Annotated in this window: 13 protein-coding genes; 11 read left to right on the forward strand and 2 right to left on the reverse strand. The window is 52.7% G+C overall.

The features are described from left to right. Positions 1-624 precede the first annotated feature (624 nt). The 6 genes from C2I18_RS19940 to C2I18_RS19965 all read left to right on the forward strand — a co-directional run bounded on the left by C2I18_RS19940 (position 625) and on the right by C2I18_RS19965 (position 7086). Positions 625-1080, forward strand: coding sequence for a VOC family protein (locus C2I18_RS19940; RefSeq protein WP_249897482.1), 456 nt, complete (start codon positions 625-627; stop codon positions 1078-1080). Positions 1081-1284: 204 nt separating this feature from the next. Further along, positions 1285-1983 (forward strand): SDR family oxidoreductase, encoded by a 699-nt coding sequence (locus tag C2I18_RS19945; protein WP_249897483.1) that lies wholly within the window; start codon positions 1285-1287, stop codon positions 1981-1983. Between the two features lie 472 nt (positions 1984-2455). Further along, entirely contained in the window at positions 2456-3283 is an 828-nt protein-coding gene (locus tag C2I18_RS19950; RefSeq protein WP_249897484.1) for a cyanophycinase, read from the forward strand. Further along, positions 3270-5102, forward strand: coding sequence for a cyanophycin synthetase family protein (locus C2I18_RS19955; protein WP_249897485.1), 1833 nt, complete (start codon positions 3270-3272; stop codon positions 5100-5102). The genes C2I18_RS19950 and C2I18_RS19955 overlap by 14 nt, the downstream gene beginning before the upstream one ends. After that, complete coding sequence (locus tag C2I18_RS19960) at positions 5063-6076, forward strand: glutamate ligase domain-containing protein (RefSeq protein WP_249897486.1); 1014 nt, start codon at positions 5063-5065, stop codon at positions 6074-6076. Before C2I18_RS19955 ends, C2I18_RS19960 begins: the two co-directional genes overlap by 40 nt. Then, a complete protein-coding gene (locus C2I18_RS19965; protein ID WP_249897487.1) occupies positions 6073-7086 on the forward strand; it encodes an asparaginase in 1014 nt (337 codons plus the stop codon). The genes C2I18_RS19960 and C2I18_RS19965 overlap by 4 nt, the downstream gene beginning before the upstream one ends. A gap of 147 nt (positions 7087-7233) precedes the next feature. On the opposite strand, the gene C2I18_RS19970 is transcribed toward C2I18_RS19965, so the two are convergent. After that, positions 7234-8448, reverse strand: a complete 1215-nt coding sequence (locus tag C2I18_RS19970; RefSeq protein ID WP_249897488.1) for a sugar efflux transporter — start codon at positions 8446-8448, stop codon at positions 7234-7236. Positions 8449-8529: 81 nt separating this feature from the next. After that, a complete protein-coding gene (locus C2I18_RS19975) occupies positions 8530-8874 on the reverse strand; it encodes a hypothetical protein (RefSeq protein WP_249897489.1) in 345 nt (114 codons plus the stop codon). 227 nt (positions 8875-9101) lie between these two features. Here C2I18_RS19975 and C2I18_RS19980 point away from each other — a divergent pair, with 227 nt between their 5' ends. The 5 genes from C2I18_RS19980 to C2I18_RS20000 all read left to right on the forward strand — a co-directional run bounded on the left by C2I18_RS19980 (position 9102) and on the right by C2I18_RS20000 (position 15589). Continuing rightward, on the forward strand, positions 9102-9965 hold the full coding sequence (locus tag C2I18_RS19980; protein ID WP_249897490.1) for an aldo/keto reductase: 864 nt from the start codon (positions 9102-9104) through the stop codon (positions 9963-9965). Between the two features lie 410 nt (positions 9966-10375). Continuing rightward, entirely contained in the window at positions 10376-11833 is a 1458-nt protein-coding gene (locus C2I18_RS19985; protein ID WP_249897491.1) for a PTS mannitol transporter subunit IIBC, read from the forward strand. Between the two features lie 96 nt (positions 11834-11929). After that, entirely contained in the window at positions 11930-13993 is a 2064-nt protein-coding gene (locus C2I18_RS19990) for a BglG family transcription antiterminator (RefSeq protein WP_249897492.1), read from the forward strand. Between the two features lie 16 nt (positions 13994-14009). Then, positions 14010-14444 (forward strand): PTS mannitol transporter subunit IIA, encoded by a 435-nt coding sequence (locus C2I18_RS19995; RefSeq protein WP_249897493.1) that lies wholly within the window; start codon positions 14010-14012, stop codon positions 14442-14444. After that, the gene (locus tag C2I18_RS20000; RefSeq protein WP_249897494.1) at positions 14444-15589 is read left to right on the forward strand and encodes a mannitol-1-phosphate 5-dehydrogenase; all 1146 of its coding nucleotides are present in this window, start codon (positions 14444-14446) and stop codon (positions 15587-15589) included. The genes C2I18_RS19995 and C2I18_RS20000 overlap by 1 nt, the downstream gene beginning before the upstream one ends. Positions 15590-15776 lie beyond the last annotated feature (187 nt).

Raw genomic sequence — 15776 nt, forward strand, 5'->3', positions numbered from 1 at the left:
TAGCTGCGTGGGAGGTAGAAATACCCTTGATTTAGCGGTAAGCGGACAAACGTGCGAAATGAGAGGTAGAAATACCTTTGATTCGGCGGTAATCGGGCAAACATGCAAAATGAGAGGTAGAAATACCCTTGATTCGGCGGTAAGCGGGCAAACGTGCGAAATGAGAGGTAGAAGTACCTTTGATTCGGCGGTAAGCGGGCAAACGTGCAAAATGAGAGGTAGAAATACCCTTGATTCGGCGGTAATCGGGCAAACGTGCGAAATGAGAGGTAGAAGTACCCTTGATTCGGCGGTAAGCGGGCAAACGTGCAAAATGAGAGGTAGAAATACCCTTGATTCGGCGGTAAGCGGGCAAACGTGTGAAATGAGAGGTAGAAATACCTCTGAATCTGCGGTAAACGGGCAAATATGTGAAATGAGAGGTAGAAGTACCCTTGATTCGGCGTAAACGGGCTGATGTACGAAATGAGAGGTAGAAGTACCCTTGATACCTTCTCCAGGGCGGGGCCATAGTTGTCAGCGCGCTCAACTTCGAACCAATCAGCCCCACAAACTTGACAGCCCTTTCATAAACTCGGTATGGTAGACGGGTCACAGTATTTATGCACAAGGAGGCCGAGGCGCATGTCAGGATTGCTTGGTAATCATTTTATTACACAGATTGGGATTTTGGTGAATGATGTGGAGAAGGTCAGCGCGGCGTATGCGGAGTTTTTTGGGATCGCAAAGCCGGAGATTGGCATTACAGATGTCCGTGAGGTTGCCCAGACCGAGTATAACGGGGAGCCGACGGAGGCTCGTGCGAAGCTGGCCTTTTTTGATATGGGTTCCCTGCAGCTGGAGCTGATTGAGCCGGATCACCATCCCAGCACATGGCGCAATTATTTGAATGAGCATGGAGAGGGACCTCATCATATCGCTTTTGTCATCGAAGGGATGAAGGAAAAGATGTTGCTTCTGGAAGGCAAAGGGTTCCCGCTGCAGCAAAAAGGGGAGTATACCGGCGGACGTTATGCGTACATGGATACCTTCAAAGAGCTGAAGGTGCTCGTAGAGCTGCTGGAGAACGACAAACAATAAATAGAACACCGGCATCAAAAAGCCACCACCAGGCACCAAACCCGGCGCACCAACCAGCCATTTTCATAAAATTTGTGCATTTCTGCCGGAGCTGCTTGGGTGTATCAAGAGAAACTTGATAATCTCCCGCAAATCTCTCGAAACTATAAAATACAAAACTCATAAAATACAATTATATAGTCACTTACTGGAGGAATTGCTAATATGAATATCCTGATTACCGGTGCCGGGCGCGGGCTGGGGCTTGAGCTTACTGCCGAGGCGCTGGAGCGCGGGCACAGTGTTATTGCAGGTGTCCGTCATCCTGAGAAGAGCCAAACGGAGCTGTCCAAGCTGGCTGAAGAACATGGAGATAGGCTCACTATCGCTAAGCTGGAAGTAACAGACGAAGAAGGCATTGCAGCGCTGGCTGGCGAGCTGAAGGAACAGGGACGGACGCTTGGTGCAATCATCAACAATGCAGCCATCTTGACCGCCCGCAATACGCCGATTGAAGCGCTGGATCTGAACGATATGCTGACAACCATGGACATCAATTTGTACGGGCCGATGCGTGTAGTTAAACACTTTCTGCCGCTTCTTACGGAGCCGGAGCCCAGCATCATCAACATTTCCTCAGAGGCGGGCAGCATCACAAATGCCTATCCCGGGGATTATCCGTACTCCATTTCCAAAACAGCAATGAATATGTTCTCGCAGCAGCTCCACGTGTATCTCAAGGACCGCGGCGTACACGTCCTCAGCGTACATCCCGGCTGGATGCATACCGATATGGGCGGCGAACAGGCCCCTACCGATCCGCGCACCAGTGCCAAAGGCATTATCGATCTGATTCAGCAGCGTGCTATACCGGAGGATCGCTTCATGTTCGTGGACTATACCGGCAAGGATATGAAGATTTAGAAATCATAGATCAGCAGTTTCATAGTTAATATAAGCAGTTTCACGTAAAAAGCCACCGATCGGGTACGTAATTACTTGAGCGTTGGCTTTTTAAGTCTTTGCAGCTGCGGGAAAACGCAGCAAAGCAGAACTATTTTTGTTAAATAATGTATAATTTTTCAGGATTTTTATTCTAAAAGGGCCGTTACATCTAAAACCGGCAGGTACAAAAGAAATGTAGGCCGCTATCTCATATAACATCTGATAACAACGGATTTTAGAAACAATTAACCAGATATAAAGATACTTCGTCCAAGTGTAATCTGCCTCCCAAAAGATACAAAGCAGCAGATTGCCGTCTGCGCAGCTGTTTTTTTATACAAAGCGGCTCCAGCCCTTGATTATGACGCTGTTTAACACGCGAGGCGCCAGGGTAAGTTCGAATCAGACCCTACAATAGATGTAACATCCTATCAGGAAGAAAGGTGACAACATGCGAGGGGAATTGCTGATTATCGGCGGTAAGGAAGACAAGCAGGGAGACAAGGAAATTCTCCGTCATTTTAACGGCATGGCTGGCGGGAAGGGGGCTGTCATAGGCATTTTAACGACAGCAACGAAGCTTCCGCAGGAGGTGGGCGATGAGTATGCCGGTATTTTCCGGGGACTCGGAGCAAAAGCAGTCGAGCTGTTCCATCTGGATACACGGGAATCGGCCGAGCAGCCGGAAATCCTGGAGCGCCTGAAGCACTGTACCGGCGTATTCATTACAGGAGGAGACCAGGTCAGGCTGACCAGTATTCTGGGAGGGACTGCTTTTTATGATGAGCTGCGCAAAAGATGGCAGGACGAAGGACTCCCGCTGGGCGGAACCAGCGCTGGCGCAGCCGTAATGAGCTGCCATATGATCATGTCCGCTGTGGAGACGGAGGAAGAGTATATTGTTGAGATGGGAGCGGGCTTCTGCTTTGTGGACGATGTGATCATCGACCAGCATTTTTCGCAGCGGGCCCGTTTTAATCGTCTGATGACCGCAATTGCGCATAACCCGCAGATCATGGGAGTTGGAATAGATGAGAATACCGCAATCTGGGTGAGGGATAACGGAGACAGATTCAGTGTGCTTGGCGAACATTCCGTAACTGTATTTGACGGCAAAAAGCTGGAATATACCGATACCGCCGGACAGGGAAGCCATACGAACATTACAGTCTCCGGCATCCGTATGCACTCGCTGGCGTCTGGCTATCATTTTGATTTGAAGCACAGGGAATTGATTATGAGCGAGATACCAGGAGGAGAACATCATGAAGGTCAATAAGATAAAATTCTTAAGCGGACCTAATCTGTACAGCTTCAAGCCGACCTTGTGGATCGAGCTGGATATAGAAGAACTGGAAGACAAACCGTCTAATGAGCTGCCCGGATTTACCGAACGGCTGCTGAAGGCGATCCCCAGTCTGCAAACGCATACATGCTCGCGCGGTTATCCGGGCGGGTTCGTGGAGCGGCTCCAAGAAGGCACGTGGATGGGGCATATTCTGGAGCATATGGCACTGGAAATTCAGCATCTGGCCGGTATCCCTGTAAAACGAGGGAAGACGATTACCGGAGAGCAGCCGGGGATTTATTATGTTACTTTTGACTATAAAGAGCCGGAGTCCGGCCGTTATGCTTTTGAAGCTGCACTAGATATCGCGGAGGGCCTTTTGTCCGGCCGGACAGTGGACGCAGCACCTTATATTGAAAAAACATCCGGGCTGTACTATGCGAACAAGCTTGGTCCAAGCACGGAGGCAATCTATGAGGCGGCGCTGGCGAGAAAGATTCCGGCCGAACGAATCGGTCCGGACAGCACGCTGCGGCTTGGCACGGGAAGCAAGCAGAAGAGTGTCCAGGCCACGATCAGCAGCCAGACCTCCTACCTGGCAGTGGAGCTCAGCTGCGATAAAGAGATGACCAAGCTGCTGCTGGAACAGGCCGGCCTGCCAGTTCCGGAAGGGCTGGTTATTGATAACCGGGATGCCCTGCTGGAAGCAGCGGAAGAGCTGGGTTACCCGCTTGTGCTGAAGCCGCTGAACGGGCGCCAGGGCCAGGCGGTACTGACGAATCTCCAGACCAGCGGGCAATTGGAGAAGGCTTATGCTTTTGCCCGCAAGGAATTTTCCGAGTATGACATGTATATTGTGGAACGGTTTTTCCCCGGACGGGATTACCGTTTCACCGTAGTGGGAGGCAAGCTTGCTGCAGCAAGCCTGCGCCAGCCTCCATATGTGACAGGAGACGGCCGATCCACGATCGGTGAGCTGATTGCCCTGGAGAACCGAACCCCTTTGCGGGGAAAAGGACACGAGAAGCCAATGACGGAAATTCCGCCTGAGCAGGCTGAATGTTACCTCGGCAAAATGGGCCTGGCGCTGGCTGACATTCCGGCAGCCGGGCTTCGCATCCAGGTGATCGGGAACGCCAATCTGTCTACCGGCGGGTCCTCTGAGGATGTGACGGCTAAAGTTCACCCTTCCTATGCAGAGCTTGCCGTACGCGCAGCCGGGGCCATCGGGCTGGATATCGCCGGCGTCGACATTATCAGTGACAACATTGCGGAGCCTTACCGCACAGGCCACGGATGTATTCTGGAGGTCAATGCAGCGCCTGGAATCCGGATGCACCAGCATCCATCTCAAGGGGAGCCAAGAGATGTCGGCGGCGCTATTGTTGATTATCTGTTTGCTGACCGCTCGCAGGCAGCTGTTCCGCTGGCAGCCGTGACCGGAACGAACGGCAAGACTACGACGGTGCGCCTTCTGGCGCATCTGCTGCAGCAGCAGGACAGACGCGTCGGCATGACCTGCTCCGACGGCATTTGGATCGGCGGAACCTGTGTGGAGCAAGGAGACTGCAGCGGACCAAAAAGCGCCCGCAAAGTGCTCGCCCGCCAGGATGTAGATGCTGCTGTGCTGGAAACGGCCCGGGGCGGAATTATGCGCGAGGGACTTGCGTTCCGCTGGTGCAATGTCGGTGTGGTCACCAATGTATCGGAGGACCATCTGGGCCAGGACGGCCTGAATACGCTGGAGGATTTGCCAAGGTTAAACGGACGGTGCCCGAGACCGTTCTGCCCGGCGGTGCATGCATCCTGAATGCAGACGATGAGGGCTGTGTCGCCATGGCCGGCTATACGGAAGGCCGTCTTGTGTTTTTCTCGCTGTCTGCAGACAATCTGATTGTACAGGAAGCTGTCCGGCAGGGGGATGAGGCCTGGTATCTGGACGGGGAATGGATTATGTATGCTTCTGATAAAAGCGCCGTAAAATTCCTCAAAGCGGCTGATATTCCGGTTACGATCAGCGGGCTAGCCCGCCATAACATTGCGAACACGCTGGCAGCACTTGCCGCAGGCCGGTCGATGGGTCTTGGTCTGGACGAGCTGCGTGAGCGGGTAATGACCTTTCTGCCATCGCCGGAACAGAGCCGGGGCCGGTTCAACCGCTTTGAGCTGGGCGGCCGTCTGCTCATTGCAGATTACGGGCATAATCCTGCCGGTCTGCGGGCTGTCTATGAGGCGGTTAACGCCATGCCGAAGAACCGGCTGATTACCGTAGCCTCCGCGCCGGGAGACCGGACCGACCGGGCAATCCGGGAGCTGGGTCAGGTCATCGGGGAACATACCGATCTGTTCATCATCAAGGAGGACGAAGACCGCAGGGGAAGAGGCGTGCTGGAGGCTGCAGGCCTTCTCCGGGAAGGCGCGCTGTCCGCAGGACTGCCTGCTGATAGGCTAATCACTGTGCTGGATGAGTCCGAGTCCTTCCTGGAGGGCTGGAAACATTCCGCTCCAGGCGACATCCTGCTGATGTTCTATGACAGCTATGACCATGTAGAGCAGGCCATTGAGGAGATCGGGGCCTTGCTGGAACAGGAGCAACTGGCGGGAGAAAGAACAGGAGCCGCTCAAGCAGCTGAACGCCTGGCGGAGAGCCTGGGGTCCGGGAGAGAATTGGTGCAGCCGGTTCCCGTACCGCTTGCCCCGCCGTTGATGGAAGCTGCTGCGGGTTCTCCGGCGTCCGTTTCTCATCCGTTTTTGGCCCGCAGAAGCGGAGGCGAAGGGATATGAGCGGCCTGTTGGTTGAGGCTGTCCGCGGGGGAAGGGCGGAATCCGTTCACCGCGGTTCCATCGCGGTAGTAGATGCCTCCGGGCGCCTGCTGTATAAGGCCGGTCATCCGGACGATTCCTTTTATGCCCGGTCCTGCCTGAAGCCTGTTCAGGCGTTGCCCGTTATTTTGTCAGGAACGGCTGACACGCTAGGGCTTACCGGCAGGGAGGTGGCCGTCTGTTGTGCTTCGCATAACGGAGAACCGTTCCATACGGAAGCTGTGAAATCGATGCTCGCCAAAGGCGGTCTTACCCCGGAGCAGCTGGGCTGCGGAGCTCATCCGCCTTACCGGGAGGAAACGTATGAGAAGCTGATGCGGAAGGGGCAGAAGCCCGCCCCTATCCACAACAACTGTTCGGGCAAACATGCCGGCCTTTTGCTTGCCGCCAGCCGGGCGGGGCTGGATCTTGCCTCCTATCTGGAGAGGGACCATCCGCTCCAGCGGGAGATTGCGGGTTATTTATCCGCCATGGCAGGAACCAGGCAAGAAGACATTCCATGGGGAGTGGACGGCTGCGGGCTGCCGACCTACAGCCTTCCGCTGCGCCAGCTGGCCCTGGTATTCGCCCGGATTGCCGATCCTTCCAGGCTTGAACCCCGATTGGCCGGGGCCATTCTCCGGCTGGCGGATGCCATGGTCGAGCATCCGGAAATGGTTGGCGGGACGGATGAATTCGATACCGTACTGATGCAGACGGCCGGAGGCAGTATAATCGGCAAGGCAGGAGCCGAAGGGATGTACGGGATCGCGCTGCGCAATGAAGGGATCGGAATTGCTATTAAGGTCGATGACGGCAACCGCCGGGCGGCTTATCCTGCTGCAGTCGAGGTCATCCGGCAGCTTGGTGCGCTGCCTGCGGACCGGCTGGAAGCGCTGGAACGGTTCCGGAAGCCGGCCATCCATAATAACAAAGGGGATGTAGTCGGAGAAATCAGACCGGTATTCAAGCTGAGTCCGGGACAGGCGTAAGTAAGCGGTAACGGTAAAAGAAAGCTTTTGCCGGACTTGCCTTGTTAGGATAGCATGGCTCTGAATCATAACAGCCCTTCACGATTTGTGAAGGGCTGTTTATTTTGCCGCAGCTTAGTGAAAGGGATCCACCGGAAGCTCCTCTGATTAAGGATGAGCTTCTGTTACAGAAAGCTCTTCCGCAGAGGACCTGCGGGACAGCACCAGCAGCACCAGGGAAATGACTATGAGCAGCAGACAGCCCCAGAAAGCATGCCGGTAACCGAGCAGATCTGCAGCTGCACCTCCGGCAAGACTTCCGAACAGCCTTCCCAGCGTAGTAGCGTTGGTATAAAGAGTGGAGGCATATCCCGGCAGGTCAGGCAGCAAATCCTGAATATAGCTGATCCCGATTGCCGAGATCACCGCGATGAAGAAGGCCATCAGCACTTGTCCGGCGATAATATGCCACAGTTCAGTTGAGGCAAGCACCAGTATATAATAGGCCAAGCCTGCAATAATTCCCCAGATCATCAGCGTACGGGTGGAATATTTGGCGGCGAGGATGCCAAGCGCCAGCATGAAGGGAATCTCCAGCAGAGCGCAGATACTCGATACCGAAGCTACATTCTGCATATTACCGCCAAGCGTGTTGATGATGAACAGCGAAGAGTTCAGGTTGTTGAGCCAGTGGCCCGTAAATAGCAGCATCACCACCAGGAACGGTATAAGCACTCTGGGATTCTGGTGAAGCTTGATCTGCAGTACGGCCTTGGCTCTAGCGGCTCCCGAAGCTGCAGGACGTTTCAGGAAGAACAGCACCAGCAGGGCATTCGCCAGAAATAGAAGAGAGGTTCCTGTAAAAATCCCCTGAAATCCGTAACGGCCAAGAAGAAAGGAGCCGACCAGCGGACCGGTAATGAACCCCAGGGAGAACATCGACCGGAGGCTGGAATTGGCAAAAGCGTGATCGGCCGAGCGGCTGGCATTAACTGCTTCGCGTGCACTTGCGAATAACTGCGGCATGGCCGAAGCACCGATTGCAGTGAACACGGTCATGTACACCAGAAGCGGATAGTAATCATGGATGAACAAGTATCCGGAAAAAGCCAGCGTGTTGAACAGCATAGCCGTAATCATAAGTTTTTTGCGGTTCATGCCGTTATCGGAACGTTTGGCAATCACAGAGCTGAGCCAGACGCCGCTGATTAAAGTCACTGCGGTAAAAATCCCGAAGGCCGCTGCTGATACGCCCAGTTCCGTGGTGAAGTAAACGGCCAGAAAAGGGGCGCTGATGGAGACGGCTATCCCCTGTAGCATCATGCAGATCATAAATAATAAGTAGCCGGGAATGAGAAAAAGCTGGCGTATGCGTGTCATCATTTGTGTAGAGTATCTCCTTCAAAATCCTTACGGCGTTCTCTTTGGTTGGATTAGAGTATATTTACTGCTTATGTTACGGATTCAATCTCCGCCACCGCCGCCACCATCTCCACCGCCACCGCCATCTCCGCCGTGACTGCCGCCATCCCAGCCGCCGTGATGACTGCCCCAGCTGCTGCCGCCCGAGCTGTGGCCATGGTGTCCATGATTTCCGCTGTTTCCGTCATTGCCATTATGGGAGTGGCGTGTGTGGTTATCATCCGGAAAAAGAGTGCTGCCCGCCCCGGTATAAAAGAAGCTGTCAGCCGAATCATCTCTGTTCTTCAGGCGTTTGTTATCTCCATAGCTGCTGTTTCTGTTATTACGCACAGCCGCGTTCACTACGATAAAGACAATCACACCAATAAAAACAATGCCGATACCCAATAGTCACCGCTCCTTTTAGCATAAATTGATTAAGAACTGGAAATGTCAGGTTTTCCTGTTAAGATTGTACCATAAGATGGCAAGAGCGAAAGTGATTTTACTGTTCATCAGGTAGAAGCAGAAATTCGCCGGGTTGTTAAAGAATTAGACACTTATGCGATGATTCGCCTCAAGCATTGTGGTAAGTATAGTAAGTATACAATTCATTCGTTAAGGGGACTTCCGTTATGAACAGTAATGTACAGAGCCGGATTACACTGCCTGATGGTGCCTCTGTGCCCAGAATCGGGCAGGGAACCTGGAATATGGGCGAGGAGCCGTCCCGCCGTGCTGAAGAAATCGCCTCCTTGAGACTGGGAGTGGAGCTTGGCATGAATTTGATTGATACCGCTGAAATGTACGGTGACGGACGCTCGGAGGAACTGGTTGGTGAAGCGGTTAAGGGGATCCGTGATGATGTGTTTCTGGTTTCCAAGGTATATCCGCACAATGCCGGCATGGAGCGTCTGGCCCGCAGCTGCGAAGCGAGTCTGAAACGCCTTGGAACGGATCATCTGGATCTGTATCTTCTGCACTGGAGAGGCAGTATTCCGCTTGAGGAGACAGTGGAAGAGATGGAAAAGCTGGTGGCTGCAGGTAAAATCAGCCGCTGGGGTGTATCCAATCTGGATACGGACGAGATGAAGAGCTTGCTGCGCATTCCGGGCGGTAATCACTGTGCTGTCAACCAGGTGCTGTATCACCTGGGGTCGAGGGGCATTGAACATGACCTGCTCCCCTGGCAGCAGAGCCGCAAAATTCCTGTGATGGCCTATTCTCCGCTTGCCCAGGCCGGCACGCTGAGAAAAGGGCTGACGGAGAACGCAGAGCTGAAGGAGATCGCCTCGAATCATGGTGTGACTCCGCTGCAGATTATGCTCGCCTGGAGTATCCATAAAGACCAGGTCATCGCCATTCCCAAGGCCGGCACCCGTGAGCATGTTACCGCTAATGCGGAGGCCGGAAGGATCAAGCTTAGCGCAGACGATTTATGGAGGCTGGACGAGGCTTTTCCGCAGCCAGGATGGAGAGTTCCGCTGGATATGATTTAACCCGGCTGTAATATTGACTGTCCGTTTTGACGGACGGTCTTTTTTTTGCACATTTATAATGTTTGGAGAATTGAAAACGGTTTAATTATACTCAGAGACAGCGTAATCCGGCGCCGGAAATGCTGATAGTAAGGGAGTAGAAAAATGAATTATGTACAACCTATACGGGAGTCCTGAAGTCATAGCGTACTTCCTTTTTTTGCTGTCTATAATCTTTTGATGTCTGCGGAAGCCCTGTGGCAGCAGCTCTTAAATGTTGTCAACAACCTTCATGACGAAACCGTGTTTTCAATGTAATGACAAAGAAAGCGCTTTGAATTAATCTATGTTCACAGGGGATAACCTTTAAGGACGATTTAGAAGTTTTAATTGAAGGCATCCCATTCAATTCATATAAGGGGGCATATTAAATGGCCACATCGACAACACCGGCAACACAAACTTCATCCGGTTCGGCAAGGGTGAAAGTACAACAATTCGGCCGCTTGCTCAGCGGTATGGTTATGCCGAACATCGGCGCCTTTATCGCCTGGGGATTAATTACGGCTTTGTTTATTCCGACAGGATGGATTCCAAATGAGAGTTTGGCTGCGCTTGTAGATCCAATGATCAAATACCTGCTTCCATTGCTGATCGGTTATACCGGCGGACAGATGGTGCACGGCAAACGCGGCGGTGTTATCGGGGCAGTCGTTACGATGGGTGTTATCGTCGGTTCTTCGATTCCGATGTTCCTTGGAGCGATGCTCGTCGGTCCGCTGGCCGGATGGATTTTAAAGCAATTTGACAAAGCGGTTGACGGGAAAATTAAGGCCGGATTTGAAATGCTGGTCAATAACTTCTCGCTGGGTATTATTGGCGGCGGCTTAGCTATTGCGGCATTGAAAGGTATTGGACCGCTAATTGAAGGATTAACAAATATCCTTTCTAATGGTGTGGAATTCCTGGTTAACAACCATCTGTTACCACTTGTTAACATCATTATCGAACCGGCAAAAATCTTGTTCTTGAACAACGCCATTAACCATGGGATATTAACTCCTATCGCTACAGAAGAATCACTAAGATTAGGCAAATCAATTCTTTACATGCTGGAATCCAATCCTGGACCTGGACTTGGCATCCTGCTTGCTTACTGGCTGGTTGGAAAAGGATCTGCCAAAGCTTCCGCTCCCGGCGCAGTAGTTATTCATTTTCTAGGTGGTATTCATGAGATTTATTTCCCTTATATCCTTATGAATCCGCGTCTGATTCTGGCCGTTATCGCCGGCGGGGTCTCCGGAACATTTACATTCCAAATGTTGGGTGCGGGTCTTACAGCTTCTCCGTCCCCAGGCAGTATCTTTGCTTACTTCGCAATGACGCCAAAAGGCGGATATTTCCCGATGATTGCCGGTGTAGTCGTTGCTACGATTGTATCATTCCTGATCGCATCCCTTCTGCTTAAGACTGTCAAGAAGACTGATGAAGAGGATAATGACCTGGAAGCGGCAGCAGCAAAAATGAAAGACATGAAAGCTGCCGGTACTGCGGCATCCCCGGTTGTTGCAACTGCTGCAACTGGTAATGTAGCTGCCAATGTCCGCAACAAAGCGGATGTACACAAGATTGTATTCGCTTGTGATGCCGGAATGGGCTCCAGTGCAATGGGTGCTTCGGTATTGAGAAAGAAACTGCAGGGTGCAGGCGTGAACCTTACGGTTGTCAATTCAGCTGTCAGTGAAATTCCTGCGGATGCAGATATCGTCATTACCCAGAAGACACTGACAGACCGGGCGATCGCAAGCAATCCGAATGCAGAGCATATTTCGATCGATAACTTCCTTAAGAGCCCGAAATATGATGAGCTCGTGGAACGTTTGAAGTAAGGGAATAATGTTTAGAAAAGACGTATAACGCTAAATAAGGAGACGCTGGCCCCCCAAGCCAGCGTTTGTCTCCATTTTAGGGCGGAGGCTACGGTTATGAGGAAAGTTACCGCCAGACAGCGCCAGATTATCTGGCTGCTTCTCGGCGTAAATGAAGAAATCACAGCCGCCGAAATCGCCGAAGGAATCGGTGTAAGTGTAAGAACCGTTCACCGCGAGATGGAAGACATCGAACAGACGCTGGCAGGCTTCGGGCTGGATCTGATCCGCAAGACGGGAAAAGGGATCCAGATCAGCGGGCCAGAGGCAGGGCTTGCGGAACTCCGGTTATTTTTGCGGGAGGAAAAGCCTGCAGAGTATTCCAGTGAGGACCGTAAGGTCTATGAGCTCTGCGTGCTGCTGGAAGCCGAGGAGCCGGTAAAGCTGTTTACTCTGGCCCACTGGCTTAAGGTTACAGTAGCTTCCGTCAGTTATGATCTGGATGAATTGGAGCCCTGGGTCCGCAAGTTTAATCTGCAGCTGGTCCGAAGGCGGGGTTACGGTGTAGAGATTACGGGCAGTGAGATTGATAAACGTAGGGCAATAGGCCGGCTGGCCGCGGAGCATCTGGATCTGTCCGATCTGGTGGGATACTCCCCCCAGACATCGAACAGCCCGGTGTTCAGGATTCTCCTTGCTGCGGTAGGCAAAGATAATCTTATGGATGTAGAAAATACGCTGTGGGACATGGAATGGAACTGGACCGCGGAGCTCCCTGAGATCGTCTATATGGAAATGCTGCTTGGCCTGGCCGTAACCACCCGGCGGATTGAGATTGGTCGCGCAATCGACGTCAGCGGTGATGCGGGATATCCTATGCTATCTGACAACCGCAATATTGCCGGAGCAGAAGCCTTTGTCCGGCGCCTTGCCGCTGCAATCGGACAGGAAGTTCCCCGGGCGGAGGTTCTGTATATAGCCGGCCTGTTTGACCGCGTGCAGGAGTCCTTTTCCTCAGCAGGGGTTGCCTATGGTGATGTTGAACTGATGGAGATTGTGTACAGATTAACTGAAGGAGTCGTTAAGCGTACAGGGATTCCTTTCCACGGCGACCGTTCCCTGCGCGAAGGGCTGCTTATGCATATGGACCCAGCGTTCAAGCGGCTGCGTGAAGGCACCCGTATCCGCAACCCGCTGCTTGGTCCGATCCGCAAGGATTATGAGTACTTGTTTCAAATTGTCAGAAGCTCGGTGGCGGAGCTTGCGCTGGATCTGGAAATTCCCGATGAAGAAATCGGCTTTCTGGTCATGCATTTCGGCGCATCCGTCGAACGGCTGAACCAGCTCAATCACGGTGTGCGGGCGATTCTGGTCTGCGCCAGCGGTCTCAGCTCCTCCCGCCTGCTTGCTACAAGACTGGCCAAGGAAATGCCGCAGATCGAAATTCTCGGCAATGTTTCCTGGTATGAAGCTGCTCGCATGCCTCAGGAAGACTATGATCTGATCATTTCTACAATTGATCTACCGCTGGATAAAGACCGCTATATCAAGATCAGTCCCCTGCTTACAGGGGAAGAGATAGAGAAGCTGCTTGGTTATATTCAAACTCTTACACACCGTGAGCGTGATACCGTGCCCGGCGAGCCGCGAAAAGTTGCCAGGGACGAGAATGCGCTGGACCGCTTGAAAAGCTACAAAGGCACTTTGGATGAGAGTGTCAGCCTGCTGGAGCGTTTCCGCTTTTATCCGCTGGATAATGAAGGGGTTTCGCTTACGGACACGATCTCGGCCATGCTTGATTTCCTCAAGGGCAGCGGAGTTGTCGGAGATGCCGGCATTCTCCAGGAACGTCTCATGGAACGTGAAAGAATGGCCAGTCAGGTGATTCCTGATACCGGTCTGGCCCTCTTTCATACGCGGAGCAGCCAAATCCATATGTCTTCTTTGACACTTTACCGTCTGCAGCAGCCGGTGGTGCTGGAAGGGGAGACAGAGGTCAGGGTCATCCTGCTGATGCTTGCACCGCGGAAGCTGTCCAGGGAGAGCCTGGAGGTGCTTAGCGAGATCAGTGCCATGCTGCTGGATTCCGAGCTGGTCAGACTCCTTGAGGAGCGGACAGAGTCCGAAATCAGGGGATACTTATCGTCAGAGCTGCTTCATTTCTTCGAAAATAAAATGTGAAAGCGAGAGAAACCATATGAGTATACTATCCGAAAATAAAGTGATTATGAACGGTACCGCCAAAGATAAATACGAGGCTATTGCTATGGCCGGCAAGCTGCTGGTGGAAGCAGGACATGTAACTGAAGAGTATGTGCCAAAAATGCTGGAGCGTGAAGAAGTTGTATCGACATACATGGGCGGAGGCCTGGCTATTCCCCATGGTACCAAAGATGCAAGACCTTTCATCAAATCTACTGGCCTTTCCATCATCCGTTTTCCTGAAGGCGTGGATTTTGGTGGGGATGAGCCGGCTTTTGTTGTAATCGGGATTGCTGCAGCAGGCGACAACCACATGGAAGTGCTGACCAATGTAGCGATGATCTTTACCGAAGATGACGCGATTGAGCGGGTGATGAACGCGCCTACCCCAGCGGATGTAATTGCCATCTTTGAAGGGGGCATGGAATAATGAAGGCTGTTCATTTCGGTGCAGGTAATATCGGGAGAGGGTTCATCGGCCTGCTCCTGTCCCAGGCAGGGTATGAGGTATGTTTTGTCGATGTGAACGAAGCCTTTGTGGCACAGCTTAAGGAACGCGGGGAATACCCGGTGACACTGGCCAGTGAAGGCCGGGAAACCGTAATTGTAAAGAATGTGACTGCACTCAGCAGTGTTACTCATGCCGAAGAGGTGGCAGCGGCGATTGCTGAAGCAGATCTCATGACAACAGCGGTGGGCGTTACCATTCTGAAGCATATTGCCGGCACTGTGGCTGAAGGGATCAAGAGACGGGTGGCCGTCTCTGATGCGCCGCTGCATGTGATTGCCTGCGAAAATGCCATCGGCGGCAGCGCCCAGCTCAAGGAGCTGGTATATGAGAAGCTGGATGAGGCTTCCCGTATCAAAGCAGATGCATCCGTAGCGTTCCCAAATGCGGCTGTGGACCGGATTGTTCCGCTGCAGCAGCATGAGGATATACTCAAAGTCGTAGTAGAACCGTTCTATGAATGGGTTGTGGATTCCTCCCAGATGATTCCGGGATATACACCGGTAGAAGGCGTGCATTACGTAGAGAACCTGGAGCCTTATATCGAGCGCAAACTGTTCACTGTAAATACAGGGCATTGTTCTGCGGCTTACCTCGGCTATTTGCGCGGTTACGAGACGATCCAGCAGGCGATGGCTGATGAAAGCCTGACTGCCCGGGTACGCGAAGTACTGGAGGAGACCGGCGCTGTTCTTACGCAAAAGCATGGATTTGATGAGGCAGAGCATGGGAAGTACATCGACAAAATCCTTGAGCGTTTCCGTAATCCTGCACTGACCGATGAAGTGTCCCGTGTAGGACGTTCGCCAATCCGCAAGCTGTCTCCTAACGACCGGCTTGTATCGCCGGCGCTGCAGGCGTACGACAGGGGACTTGGATACAAGGCTCTGACACGTTCTATGGCGGGGGCACTGCTGTTCAAGGCTGCAGATGACCCGGAGGCGGTGGAGCTCCAAGCAGCGATCGCCGAGCTTGGAGTGGAAGCAGCGCTAACCAAGTACACGGGTCTGGATGCAGACCATGCCGTACATCAGTCTGTAATGGCGGAATACGCAGCGCTGAAATAGAGATCTGAGGCCGGTGCTGTTACCGGAACAAATAAGGAGCAAGGCCTTTTACGCTTACGCGGAAAGGCCTTGCTCCTATTTATTTATGCCTATGTATGAAGAATTCCCTGCACAGCGCCCCAATGTACTCGTTTTTTCGAGTACAGTGGGCTCGATTACCCTCGCAGCAGCCTAATGTACTCGTTTT

The organism is Paenibacillus sp. PK3_47 (assembly GCF_023520895.1).
GTDB lineage: Bacteria > Bacillota > Bacilli > Paenibacillales > Paenibacillaceae > Paenibacillus_AQ.

Bases quoted from the DNA above. Each gene is read 5' to 3' on its own strand.
- C2I18_RS19940 (WP_249897482.1), top strand. From the start codon at position 625: ATGTCAGGATTGCTTGGTAATCATTTTATTACACAGATTGGGATTTTG.
- C2I18_RS19945 (WP_249897483.1), top strand. From the start codon at position 1,285: ATGAATATCCTGATTACCGGTGCCGGGCGCGGGCTGGGGCTTGAGCTT.
- C2I18_RS19950 (WP_249897484.1), top strand. From the start codon at position 2,456: ATGCGAGGGGAATTGCTGATTATCGGCGGTAAGGAAGACAAGCAGGGA.
- C2I18_RS19955 (WP_249897485.1), top strand. From the start codon at position 3,270: ATGAAGGTCAATAAGATAAAATTCTTAAGCGGACCTAATCTGTACAGC.
- C2I18_RS19965 (WP_249897487.1), top strand. From the start codon at position 6,073: ATGAGCGGCCTGTTGGTTGAGGCTGTCCGCGGGGGAAGGGCGGAATCC.
- C2I18_RS19970 (WP_249897488.1), bottom strand. From the start codon at position 8,448: ATGATGACACGCATACGCCAGCTTTTTCTCATTCCCGGCTACTTATTA.
- C2I18_RS19980 (WP_249897490.1), top strand. From the start codon at position 9,102: ATGAACAGTAATGTACAGAGCCGGATTACACTGCCTGATGGTGCCTCT.
- C2I18_RS19985 (WP_249897491.1), top strand. From the start codon at position 10,376: ATGGCCACATCGACAACACCGGCAACACAAACTTCATCCGGTTCGGCA.
- C2I18_RS19990 (WP_249897492.1), top strand. From the start codon at position 11,930: ATGAGGAAAGTTACCGCCAGACAGCGCCAGATTATCTGGCTGCTTCTC.
- C2I18_RS19995 (WP_249897493.1), top strand. From the start codon at position 14,010: ATGAGTATACTATCCGAAAATAAAGTGATTATGAACGGTACCGCCAAA.
- C2I18_RS20000 (WP_249897494.1), top strand. From the start codon at position 14,444: ATGAAGGCTGTTCATTTCGGTGCAGGTAATATCGGGAGAGGGTTCATC.